Annotated in this window: 13 protein-coding genes; 10 read left to right on the forward strand and 3 right to left on the reverse strand. The window is 63.3% G+C overall.

Features of this window, described 5'->3' with window-relative positions:
• The 5 genes from ACFC3J_RS19920 to ACFC3J_RS19940 all read left to right on the forward strand — a co-directional run.
• The coding region (locus ACFC3J_RS19920) for a phosphotransferase (protein WP_375197782.1) at nt 1–511 on the forward strand (511 nt) is incomplete at its 5' end.
• Between the two features lie 121 nt (nt 512–632).
• On the forward strand, nt 633–1,826 hold the full coding sequence (locus tag ACFC3J_RS19925; protein ID WP_066562954.1) for a sulfotransferase: 1,194 nt from the start codon (nt 633–635) through the stop codon (nt 1,824–1,826).
• A 16-nt stretch (nt 1,827–1,842) separates the two neighbouring features.
• Nucleotides 1,843–2,619, forward strand: coding sequence for an SDR family NAD(P)-dependent oxidoreductase (locus tag ACFC3J_RS19930; protein WP_066563898.1), 777 nt, complete (start codon nt 1,843–1,845; stop codon nt 2,617–2,619).
• Nucleotides 2,616–3,884: a hypothetical protein gene (locus tag ACFC3J_RS19935; RefSeq protein ID WP_375197783.1), complete on the forward strand. Its 1,269-nt coding sequence runs from the start codon at nt 2,616–2,618 to the stop codon at nt 3,882–3,884. Before ACFC3J_RS19930 ends, ACFC3J_RS19935 begins: the two co-directional genes overlap by 4 nt.
• Nucleotides 3,881–4,453: a VOC family protein gene (locus ACFC3J_RS19940; RefSeq protein WP_176598275.1), complete on the forward strand. Its 573-nt coding sequence runs from the start codon at nt 3,881–3,883 to the stop codon at nt 4,451–4,453. The genes ACFC3J_RS19935 and ACFC3J_RS19940 overlap by 4 nt, the downstream gene beginning before the upstream one ends.
• On the opposite strand, the gene ACFC3J_RS19945 is transcribed toward ACFC3J_RS19940, so the two are convergent.
• Complete coding sequence (locus ACFC3J_RS19945) at nt 4,418–5,047, reverse strand: TetR family transcriptional regulator (protein WP_066562947.1); 630 nt, start codon at nt 5,045–5,047, stop codon at nt 4,418–4,420. The two genes, ACFC3J_RS19940 and ACFC3J_RS19945, sit on opposite strands and share 36 nt — an antisense overlap.
• 70 nt (nt 5,048–5,117) lie before the next feature.
• On the reverse strand, nt 5,118–5,390 hold the full coding sequence (locus tag ACFC3J_RS19950; RefSeq protein WP_066562946.1) for a PRC-barrel domain-containing protein: 273 nt from the start codon (nt 5,388–5,390) through the stop codon (nt 5,118–5,120).
• A gap of 126 nt (nt 5,391–5,516) precedes the next feature.
• Between ACFC3J_RS19950 and ACFC3J_RS19955 the strand changes: the two genes are divergently transcribed.
• From ACFC3J_RS19955 to ACFC3J_RS19965, 3 genes are all read left to right on the forward strand, one after another.
• Entirely contained in the window at nt 5,517–6,863 is a 1,347-nt protein-coding gene (locus ACFC3J_RS19955) for a spinster family MFS transporter (protein ID WP_375197784.1), read from the forward strand.
• A gap of 127 nt (nt 6,864–6,990) precedes the next feature.
• Nucleotides 6,991–7,839, forward strand: a complete 849-nt coding sequence (locus ACFC3J_RS19960; protein WP_066563895.1) for an NAD(P)-dependent oxidoreductase — start codon at nt 6,991–6,993, stop codon at nt 7,837–7,839.
• The gene (locus ACFC3J_RS19965) at nt 7,836–8,231 is read left to right on the forward strand and encodes a carboxymuconolactone decarboxylase family protein (protein ID WP_066562944.1); all 396 of its coding nucleotides are present in this window, start codon (nt 7,836–7,838) and stop codon (nt 8,229–8,231) included. Before ACFC3J_RS19960 ends, ACFC3J_RS19965 begins: the two co-directional genes overlap by 4 nt.
• 53 nt (nt 8,232–8,284) lie before the next feature.
• Here ACFC3J_RS19965 and ACFC3J_RS19970 read toward each other — a convergent pair whose 3' ends face one another.
• Nucleotides 8,285–9,574: an MFS transporter gene (locus tag ACFC3J_RS19970; RefSeq protein ID WP_066562942.1), complete on the reverse strand. Its 1,290-nt coding sequence runs from the start codon at nt 9,572–9,574 to the stop codon at nt 8,285–8,287.
• A gap of 244 nt (nt 9,575–9,818) precedes the next feature.
• Between ACFC3J_RS19970 and ACFC3J_RS19975 the strand changes: the two genes are divergently transcribed.
• Together ACFC3J_RS19975 and ACFC3J_RS19980 are read left to right on the forward strand one after the other, a co-directional pair.
• On the forward strand, nt 9,819–10,697 hold the full coding sequence (locus tag ACFC3J_RS19975; protein WP_066562941.1) for an AraC family transcriptional regulator: 879 nt from the start codon (nt 9,819–9,821) through the stop codon (nt 10,695–10,697).
• Between the two features lie 149 nt (nt 10,698–10,846).
• On the forward strand, nt 10,847–11,647 hold an 801-nt coding region (locus tag ACFC3J_RS19980; protein ID WP_375197785.1), incomplete at its 3' end, for a TonB-dependent receptor.

An 11,647-nucleotide genomic window follows, 5' to 3' on the forward strand; every position in this document is an offset into this window, starting at 1 on the left:
CATGGCCTATGTGCGCGCCAACATGCCGGCCGATGCGGGGGTGAATGTGCTGTGGGGCGATCCCACACCATCGAACGTGATGTTTTCCGCCGATGGTCAGGTCAACGCGCTGATCGACTGGGAACTCGCGGCGCTGGGACCTGCCGAGCTTGACCTCGCCTGGTGGCTCTATTTCGACGATCTGTTCGGCCGTCGCTTCGGCATCACCCGGCTGGAAGGCCTGCCGACCAAGGACGAGACGATCGCCATCTGGGAAGCGGCAAGCGGCCAGAAGGCCGGGCATCTCGATTATTATGACATCGTTGCGGCGCTCCGTATGGCGCTGGTCGCCGTGGGCGCCTTCGACCGGCAGGTCGGCATCGGCAACATCTCTGCGACGAACAAATCGCTCAACGACAATTTCATGACCCTTTACCTGGCCGAAAAGCTGGGGCTGCCCATCCCCGAACTGGGACCGGATTTCGTGGCCTTCATGAAGAATCTGACGCCGGTGGAAGACAAGGCGGCCTGACGCGGCTCGCTGCGGGCATAAGTGAATTGCCTGCTTGACCACGGCCTCTTCTATTAAATACACAGTGTGGAATAATAGTGGAGAGGCGAGTCATGAGGCAGCGGTCGGACGAGGGGCATTCATGAACGGAGCTGTCGCGGAGCGCTCGCCTCTCGACGTCGATGCGCTGATCGCGGAGGCGGGCGCCGCGACCGGACTGTCCGATTTCGGACCGGACCTGTCCTTCATGACGGGCTTTCGCCGGCTGGTCGAAGCGGTCGAGGCGATGGACCCGCCTGCCCAGCTGCGCGAGACCGCGCATCACAAGATTGTCGGTTTGCTCGCGACCCGGTTGCGCTTCGCCGAAGACGAAAGGCAGCATCCGGACATTGTCGCGCAGGACGTGGGGGACCCGCTGATCGTCTGCGGCCTGCCGCGCACCGGGACGACGATCACCTATGACCTGCTCTGCCTTGATCCGGCCGCTCGCGCGCCCCGCGAATGGGAATGGTATATCCCCTGGCCTGCCCCGGAAGAAGCGAGTTTCGACAGCGATCCGCGCATCGCGCAGGTGCAGGCCATTTATGAAAACTGGCTGAAACACGCGCCGCAACTGGCCGATATCCAGCGGATGGACTGCACGCAGCCGGGAGAGTGCAATCATGGCATGATGCTGCATTTCGCCAGCACCAATTTTCCGGCCGAACTGGGGGTTCCCGATTTCGCCCGCTGGTTGCAGGATACCGTGCCGGAAGGGCAATATCGCACCCACAAGCGGATGCTCCAGCAATATCAGTGGAAAGGACCCAAGGGCCGCTGGACGCTGAAATCACCGCAGCATCTGATGGACCTGCCCGGTCTGGTGGAGGCCTATCCCGGCGCGATGCTGGTGTGGACGCATCGCGATCCGGTGCTGACCTTCTCTTCGTTGTCGAGCATGATCGCGGGGTTCCTCGCTGCCGTGGGCGGCGCAGACGACCTGAAGGCGATCGGCCGGTCGGTGGTCGACACCTGGTGCGCGGCGATGGCCCGCGCGACCGAGGCGCGGGCGAATGATCCGGCGATCGAGGGCCGCATTCTCGACCTCGCCCATCGCGATATCGTTGCCGATCCGATGGCGGCGATGCAGCGCATCTACGACCGCTTCGCTCTGTCCTTCACCGACGAGCATCGCGACCGCATCACCGCTTTTCTGGCAGATAATCCGGCCGCCAGCCGCCTTGGCAAGCACAAGCATAGTCCGGAACAGTTCGGCATCGATCCGGGCGAGGTGCATGAGCGGCTTGCCGGCTATTATGCGCGCTACGGCCATCTGTTCGACCGCGCGCGACCCTGATGTCTGGAGTATGAGCATGAGCGTTCTCGACCGTTTCCGCCTCGACGGGCGCACCGCCATCCTGACCGGCGTAGGGCCGGGCGTGGGAGAACATGTCGCCAAGGCCTATGCCGAATTGGGCGCCAATGTGGTCCTCTCCGCCCGCTCGCAGGGCCGGCTCGACCGGATTGCCGCAGAGATCAACGCGGCCGACGGCGGCAGGGCGATCGCCATCGCCGCCGATGCAGGCGAGAAGGCCGATCTCGAACGGCTGGTGGCGGGCGCCCGTGAGGCTTTTGGGCCGATCCATATCGTTTTCAACAATGCCGCGGCCGGCGTGGTCTATGCCGCTGATGGCGGGCTTTGGGCGAACACGGACGACGTCTGGAAAACGGCGATGGACGTCAATGTCATGGCGACCTGGCGTCTGACCGAACTGACCGAGGCCGATATGAAGGCGCATGGCAAGGGCAGCATCATTTCAGTCCAGAGCTGCGGCGGCTTCACGCCAATCCCGCCCGCCGTCGCCTATGGCGTGTCTAAGGCGGCGCTGCTCTTTCTGGTGCGCGAGCTGGCCAAGACGCAGGCGCCGCACACGCGGATCAACTGCCTGTGCGTCGGATCGATGAGTCCGGACGGACAAGAGGCCGATATTCACAAGGGGCTGGGCCTGGCCGAGCGCAACGCGATCAAGCGCTTCGGCGCGGCGGACGAGGCGGTAGGCGCAGCCATATTGCTGGCGGGGGACGGCTCCAGCTACACGACCGGCAGCACCATCTTCACCGAAGGCGGCCGGGTGGGGACCATTTCATGACCGCCAACCCCCTCTGGACCGAAGATCAGGCGGCGGCGGAACGGCTGGCGCTACGCCTGATCGAACGGGCCGACATCCGCGCCGCGCGCGAGGAGGCGCGCCTCCTCTTATTGGCCGATCCGCTGGCGGCTACGCTCGACGGACGGCTGGGGCTGGATCGTGCGCTCGATCAGTGGGTGCTGGGGCTCGCCATGCGCGAAGCCAATGGTGATCCCGCCGATCCCAAGGTCGTCTGGAATATCAGCAACGCCCCGCGGCGCTGGTTCGGCCACATCTATCCGGGTGCGGCGGTGGCGATCGACAATCCTGACAATTTCAATCGTGAAATTCCGGTCGATGGCGATGGGCACTATGCCGTCGACATTTGCTTTTCCGCCGATCCGCCACAGTTCAGCATTGTTGCCGAGGTCGAGCCGGAGCATCATGCGGGACTTGGCCGTAATCTGGGCGCGCTGACGCTTCAGCAACTTCTGCCCTTCTGCGATGCCGATGGGCAGGTGACGGTGACCGTCGGCCCGCAGGAAGGCGGTGCGACCCATTTGCGGACCGAGCCGGGCGCGCGGATTCAGGTCTATACCCGTGACAGTCAGCGCGACTGGCGGCAGGTGCCGGCACAGGTCAGCGTCCGTCGCCTCGACCCGCCATCGGACCGGCGCCCGCGCAGCGAGAGCGAGATTGCCCGGACCATCATCGCCGACCTGCCTGCCTGGGTCGCCTTCTGGTCGGGTTTCAAAAATGATTTTCTCGGCCATCCCGAACCCAATCGGCTGATCGGACCCAATGGCCGCGACGGGGGTTGGGGCTATCTGGCCGGTGGGCGCTTTGCACTGGGGGAAGGGCAGGGGTTGCTAGTGACCATCGATCCGGCGGGCAGCTATTATACCGGCATCCAGATCGCCGACCCGTGGACGATCTCGCCAGATCCGATGCTTCGCATGGTCAGCCTCAACAGTGGGCAGGTCACGCCCGCCGTAGACTGCACGGTCAGCTATGTGGTGGCGGGCGTCGATCCGGGCATCGCCAACTGGATCGATACGACGGGCCTCGAAGAAGGCTGGGTGCTGCTGCGCTGGCAGGGCGTGTCCGAAGGCGCCGACCCCGCCCGCTTCATTCGCGACGTGCGTGTCGTCGATCTGGCGGCCATCGACCGCGAAGTGGACGCAGGCGTTCCCCGGGTCGATCTCGCCCTGCGAGAACAGCAGTTGCGCGATCGCGCGCGCCAGCATGGCCTGCGAACCCATGCCGCAATCTGGGGAGACGCATGATGCAGCCCAAGGGCTCGATACTGGAACTGTGTCAGGTGGTGCGCGACATGGAGCGCGCATTGGCTCACTGGACGCGGGTCATGGGGGCGGGACCGTTTTTCGTTTTCGACGTGCCCGTGCTGCCGGGCCAGATCTATCGTGGCGCGCCGACGCAGGTGGCGATGAAGGTCGCGTTCGGCTTTTCCGGCGGACTGCTGATCGAACTGCTCCAGCAGACGAATGAGGGGCCTTCGGTCTTCACCGAAATGCTCGACCGTCATGGCGACGGCTATCATCATGTCATGCTGCGCATTCCCTATGACGAGGGGGTGGAGCGGCTGTCCGGCGAAGGCTATGCCATGGCGTTCAGCGGAATGATGCCGTCGGGTGAAAGGTTCGCGCTGTTCGATACCCGCGCAGGCAATGGCGGCTATGTCGAACTGATGGAGCTTTCGCCTGCGATGGAAGCGTCGCTCGACCGGATGCACGCCGCCCATCGCGCGTGGGACGGGATCAGCCGCCCCGTCCGATCCATCGCCGACCTTGCCTTAGGCTCAGGCCGCGCCCGCGATGGCGCGGATCGCGGTTAGCAGCATGTCCGTCGCGCGGGTGAAGGCGGCTTCCACCACATCGCGCTGCATCGCCAGCCGTTCGTCATTGTCGGTCAGGCTTTCCGACACGACGACATTGCCCAGCACGATGACGGAAAAAATCACCAGCATCTCTTCGCTTTGCGGCCGTGTCAGCCCTGCCTCGGCCAGCGCCTCGAAGATCGCGCGGCGGATCGCCAGCGCATTGGGTTGCTCCAGCCGGTTGGCGCTGCGTGACAGGATGAAGGCGGCGGACCCCGGAAAATCGCGATAGGCCAGATGGACCGCGCGGGCGATGCTGCGGAGGCGGCTTTCCCAATCCGGCGCCGACAGGTCGGGCATCCGGCCGCGCAGAATCTCGTCGGTCAGCAGGCCGAGCATCTCCTCCTTGTCGCGGACATGATGGTAGAGCAGACGCGGGGACACGCCCAGACGCTGCGCCACCGGACGGATATTGAGCGATTCGATTCCGCCCGACCGGGCCATGTCCAGCAAGGTCGCGACCAGCCGGCTGCGGTCGAGCGCAGGCCCTTCGGATTGCGGCGGTCGGCCGCGCCGGGGAAGCCGTGCAAGCGGTTGTTGGTTTGCCCTCATGCCTTCGCTTTAAGCCGAGGCGCGGCACGGGTCCATGCCCCACGGTCCTGCAAGACCGTGGGGCAAAAAATCACAGTTTCTTCAGCTCGGCATTCGACAGGCTGGTCGTCACGCCCTTCTCACCCGCGCTCAGCGTGGTTGCGGGGATGGTGATGAACTTTCCGCGATAGATGACGCGCACCGCGCTCACGGCGCCGTCGCCGGCGGTCAGCACGCGATCGACCTTGCCGATCTTGGTTCCATCGGCGGAGTAGATCGCCTCGTTGCGATCCACCGCAGGCGCCTGGGCAAAGGCGGGCGCGGCCAGGCCCAGAGCCGTGAGCGCGATGATGATGGTCTTCATATGCTGAAATCCTTTGTCGAAGATGGCGACCTGTTGGCGCAGTCGAAGGATCGTTTCAAGAGAAAACCAATACACATCGAAAAGAATCTGTTCTATCTGTCTTACATGCATGAAAAAAGCAGCCGGATGGCAATCGGAGAGGCGATGAAGGGCAGGGGCGGGTCAGGCGCACGCGACCAATGGTTTCTGCTGCTTCTGGGCGCGATTTACATGTTCAACTTCATCGATCGCACGATCATCGCCGTGGTCGGCGAGGCGATTCGCCACGATCTGCGGCTGAGCGATCTTCAACTCGGCATGCTCGGCGGGCTGGCCTTCTCGCTCTTCTATGCCGTGCTGGGCATTCCGCTGGCGCGGCTGGCCGAACGCTACAGCCGGGTACGGATCATCGCTGTGGTGACAATGCTCTGGTCGCTGATGACCGCGCTCTCCGGCGCAGCGGGAAGTTATGTCCAGCTCTTGCTGTGCCGCATGGGCGTAGGCATCGGAGAAGCGGGCTTCACACCGGCGCTCGTCTCGATGATTTCCGACCGGTTCGATGCCGGTCGCCGCGCGGTCGTCTTTTCGCTGATAGCGATAGGGGTACCTCTGGGCGGCGCCATAGCGGCGATCGCTGGTGGCGCGGTCGCGCAGACATTCGGTTGGCGGCTCGCGCTCGTGGTGGTCGGCGCACCCGGTCTGCTGCTGGCGCTTCTGCTGATCGCGACGATTCCCGAGCCCGAGCGGAAAGATGCGGGGCAAAGCGTGGATACGCCGCCCTTCGCCATGGTGTTGCGGCGGCTCGCCCATTCGCCCGCCTTCCTGCACCTGACCTTCGGCAGCGGTTTCGTAGGGCTGGTCGGGTTCGGGACCAACCTGTTCCTGATCCCTTTGCTGGTCCGCCGCTTCGATCTGCCGCTTGCCCACGCAGGTCTTATGTTTGCGCTTTCGTTCAGTCTGGCGACAATGGTCGGGCAGGTCAGCGGCGGCTATCTGATCGGACGCCTGATCCGGCGTGATATACGCTGGGGCGGATGGGCGCCCGCGATCGCGGTGGGGCTGGCGCTGCCCTTCTATCTGCTCGCGATTCATCAGTCGGACTGGCGATGGCTGGTCGCCTTTCTCTTCGTCGCCACCACCTTACTCTACGCCTTCACCCCCGCCATCATGACCATTACACAATCGCTGGTCGAACCGCGCATGCGGGCATCCGCCGCCGCGCTCCACTCCTTCGGCCAGACCGTGGCCGGGCTGGGATTGGGATCGGTGGTGCTGGGCTATCTCAGCGATCGTTTGGCCGTGTTTCTCTACGAGGGGAATTATGCCGCGGACTGTCTCGCTGCGGGGAGGGGGCCACCGCCGGCGGCCTGTCTCTCGGCTGCGGCAAGCGGTCTGCAACTGAGCATGCAGCTATCCGCATCCGTGCTTTTGATCGCGGTTCTCCACTATCTTCTCGCCGCAAAAAATCTACCGCTGGAGGCAAATGCGTCGTGAAGGACGGGAAAGCTGTCGAGGTTCGGCCAAGCGGCCCTGAACGGGATGACGCGTCGGTCTTGGCTATGCCACCCTCCCGGCCTGTCGATTACAGGACCGCGTACAGGCGGCGGAAAGGATAATGAGGATGGGAAGAGCAGGAGTTATCGGCTTGGGGCAGATCGGCGCGGGTGTCGCCATATGCCTCGCGCGGACAAATCAATTGGCGGCGGTCTATGACATTCGTGCCGATGCTGCCGACACGTTGGAAGGGGTGCCGCCCGTCGTCGCCAGTCCGGCGGAACTGGCCGCGCAGTCCGACGTCGTCATCATCGCCGTCGTCAACGCAAAGCAGACGATTGACGTACTGTCAGGCCCCGACGGGGTTTTGTCGCGCGCGCGGCCGGGCATGGTCGTGGTGTTGGTGGCGACCGTCTCGATCGAGGATCTGGACGCCGTGCGCGCCCTGACCGACGCGGCGGGCGTGGAACTGGTCGATTGCGGCGTGACCGGTGGCCCAAAATCCCGCGAACACGGCCTCGTCTGCCTGGTCGGCGGCACGGATGAGACCATTGCGAATGTGCGCCCGGTGCTGGACGGCTTTGCCAAGCTGGTGGCGCATATGGGCGGCCCCGGCGCGGGCATGGCGGCGAAGATCGCGCGTAACGTCATCGTCTTTGGCTGCCTGCGCGCCGGCTATGAGGCATCCGTATTGTGTCGCAATGCTGGGGTGGATGTCCGCCAACTTGCGCAAGTGATCGACGCCAGCTCCGACAGCGTGGGCGGACCGTTGATGCTGGCGGTACGCGACGATCCGTCGTCCAGCGAACAGGAAGCGGCAGTGCGCGAATATACGCGCGGGCTGATGGTCAAGGATCTGGATGCGGCCATCGATCTGGCGCGCAGCTATGGCATCGCGTTGCCCTTGGTCGAACTGACACGCCGGACCGATCAGGCGGTCGTCGGCCTTGAAAATGTAATGGGAGAAAAGGCATGAGCATCGACGAAGCGCAGTGGCAGAAGGGACTTGAAGTGTTCGACAAGGTCTACGGACCGGGATCGTCGGACATGACCCGTCCGTATCGCGACTCTTCCTTCAATCAGGAAATCGTCGGCAACCAGTTCGCCAATCTGTGGGCGAGCGATATCTTCTCGATGCGGGAGAAGCGCCTGCTGGTGCTGGGCGCGACCGCCATGCTGGGACGCGCCGATCTGGTCGAGATCCAGATGAACGGCGCCCTCATCAATAACGAATTCACCGATGAGGAGTTGGACTTCCTGCCGCTCTTCATACTGTTCTATGCCGGGGCGGGCAACACGACCACCGTGTTCCGGGGGATCGAAGCCGCCAAGGCACGGCGCAAGGAGCGCGACGCCGCGTCCAAATGACAGGGCGTGCATGACAAAGGGCGGTCTGGTCGAAGAACCAGGCCGCCCTTTTCTTATGCTTCGCCGCTATTTTGGGCACGGCGGATCGCGCGGGACGCCAGCAGCAGCAATAATCCCCCGGCAAAGGTGAACAGCATGGCGGTGCCGATCCCCCAGGCGACACCCGCCGTCCCCCCGACAAAGTCACTGACGGCGCCGATCAGATAAGTGCCGGCGCCCACGCCGATCAGGTTTGCCCCCAATTGCACCAGAGATACCGCAAGGCCCCGCAGGCGCGGCCCGGCGATGGTCACGATGACGGCGTAGATCGGGCCGTTATAGGAAGCGCTGAGGAAACCGCAGGCCATCAGCAGCGCCAGCATCAGATCAAGGTCCCGGAACAGCACGGTGCCGACGCCGGTCACTGCCGTCAGCAAGGGGATCACCGCGCCGAACAGGGATGTCCTTGCCGGATCGAAGCCGCCACGGCGCCGGTTGATGAGGTCGATCACCCAACCCGCGAGAAATCCGCCCAGGGAGCCGAGGCCGCCATAGGCAATGGCGATGAGGAAACCCGCCCGCGCAATGGGCATGCCGTGGACCCGGATCAGGAAAGTGGTGAGCCATGTGCTCATGCCGTAAATCCCCGCCGCGATCAGGACGATGGCGAAGATGCAGTAAAGCAGTCCCGGTCGCGCCGCGAGCAGGCGGATACGCTGCACCAGCCTCAGCGTCTCTCCTTGCAGCGGGGCCGGCCCGTCATGCGCGCCGCGCAATGGTTCCCGGACGGTGAGCAGCAGCAGGGGCGCCAGCACCAGTCCCGGTACGCCGGCGGCCACAAATGCCCAGCGCCATCCGGCGTTCTGCACGATCGCACCGCCCACGATGAAGGCGATGGCAAGGCCGATACCCGAACTCAGATACCAGATGCCGATAGCGGTTGCGCGTCGGTCCTCCCCGAAATAGTCGCTCAGCAACGACATGCCGGTCGGTGAACCGCCCGCTTCGGCCGTCCCTACCGCGGCACGGCCTACAAGCAATGTCCAGAATCCGGTCGCCAGGCTGCACAAAGCGGTCGCGCCGCTCCACAGCGTGAGTGCCGCAGCCATCAGGTTGCGACGGTTCCAGTTGTCGACCGCTACGCCGAAGGGCAGGGCGGCCAGAGCGAAAAATATGCCATAGGCAAAGCCCGCCAATATCCCGAGTTGTCCATCCGACAGGGCAAATTCATGCCCGACCGGCGCCAGCACCAGCCCGATGATGGCGCGATCGATGCCATGGCAGGTCTGCGCCAGCGTCAATATGCCCAGCACATACCAGGGATAATGGCTGACGGCGGCGGGTTTTTCCGACAGCGCTCTCATGGCGCCCGCTGCTGCAAGAGCGGTGCGATGGACATTGAGCGCCTCCTGTGTTTGGATATCAGGCTGAGGTGCGTGAGAAACGCATAGCATATGTTCCCCATGCCGCCCTCGGCCAGATTGTGTCGAGTACGGTTTATGGATGTGCCGCCCTTGGGCGTCTTGACCACCTATCCGAAGATAGAAGTAAAAGTGGGTGCTGCGCCTATCTGATGCACAGAGAGAAGAGAAACAGGCAGAGGTGGCGATGTTTCGTCCGGAGAGCGATTGGACCGGCCAGGACAGGTTCGGGGTCAAGAATTTCTACATCGAAGCGGTGGCGACCGTTCGCGATGCCCGTGTGGATTTGCGTCATTTCGATTGGGTTTTGCCCAGCAGTGGCGTCTTCAGCCCTGAGAAACATTATCTGGATTATTCGCTCGACGGTCAACCGCGACGCAGCATGGTCAGCATGGGCCGACCCGATCGGCGTGTCGCTTCGGGTGACATTCTCTACATGCCGCCGCATCGCCAATATGTCGGCGAACCCGCGCTTCAGGAACGGCATCTGGTGTGTGTCGCGCTGGGGGACGAATTTCTGGAAGAACTGTTCGACGGCGAGCAGCCGCTGAAGAGGGTGGACCCCTGCGCCGATGTCCAGAATATTTCCATGCGCCGCCTTTTTGCCGGACTGGCGGCGGAATTGCGGGCGCCCGGCTTTGCGAGCCAGACTCTTGTCGAATCGATGCTCATGGGGCTGGCGGTCGAACTCGTCCGGCACATGTGTCCACGGGAATTGGGCAGCACGACATCACGCGGTGCGCGGCAGGTGCGCAATATCATCGACTATGTGATGGACAATCTGTCCGCTCCCCTTGGCGTCGCGGATATTGCGCGCGACTGCAACATGAGTGTGCGCCATGTCGCCCGCGTGTTCAGGGACGGAACCGGCGTCAGTCTGGGTGAATTTGTCGCGCGCAGCCGCATCGCTTTGGCCAAGGAACTGCTGCGGAACGACGGCGCGCGGATCAAGGAAATCAGCTGGCGCTGCGGCTTTAGCAGCACTTCGGCCTTTTCCGCTGCCTTTCGCGCCGCGACGGGCCAGACGCCCAAGGATTTCCGCTGCCAGCCGCCGCAGGTCCATTGACCCGGCAAGTAAGAAAATATCGATCGGCGGCCAAATTCTGTCGCCGCACAGTCAAACAGGAGCCTACCACTATGGAGCGCATTATCTCCAAGCTAGACGCACTCTGCGTTTACAAATCGAAGCCGAATAAAATGATGGGGAGGGAAAAAATGAGCAAGACCGCTACTTTGGGTGCGATCGCCACAGGCGCGCTGATTGCCGCAATGGCACAGCCTGCCTATGCGCAGCAGCCGCAATCGGGTGCCAGCGAAGGCATTCAGGATATCGTGGTCACCGCGCGCCGTACCGAGGAAAGTCTTCAGACCACGCCTATCGCTGTCACCGCGCTTACGCCCGAAGCGCTGACGACCGCCAAGGTCGAAAATGTCGTCGATCTTCAGCGCACCGCTCCGGGCCTTGTCATCGGTCGTGGTTCGGCAGGCGGCGACGGTATCGTCTTCGTCGCCATTCGCGGTCAGGGCAATCTCCAGCCGATCCTCGCCAACGATCCTGCCGTCGCCACGTACATTGACGGTATTTACATTCCCCGTCCATCGACGGGCATGACCGATATTCAGGACGTCAAGCGGCTGGAAGTGCTGCGCGGACCGCAGGGTACCCTGTTCGGCCGTAACACGACTGGTGGTGCCATCAACATCGTTACCAACGATCCGAACGACCAGCTCAGCGGTGCGTTCAAGGCAGAATTTGGCAATTACAGTACGCTGGGGGCGCAGGCCAATATCAATGTGCCGCTTGCGGAAGGCCTGGCGATTCGTCTGAGCGGGGCGATCAACGACCGGGACGGCTATGGCGACAATCTTCTCACCAAGCGCGACTTTTCCGACAACAACAGCAAGTTCGTTCGCGGCAAGCTCAAATATGAGGGCAATGGCTGGGATCTGACCCTGTCGGGCGACTGGAACCGCCAGTCCAACCATGGTCAGCAGATCGCGCTCTGGGCCTTCAAT

The organism is Sphingobium sp. (assembly GCF_041987595.1).
Lineage (GTDB): Bacteria > Pseudomonadota > Alphaproteobacteria > Sphingomonadales > Sphingomonadaceae > Sphingobium.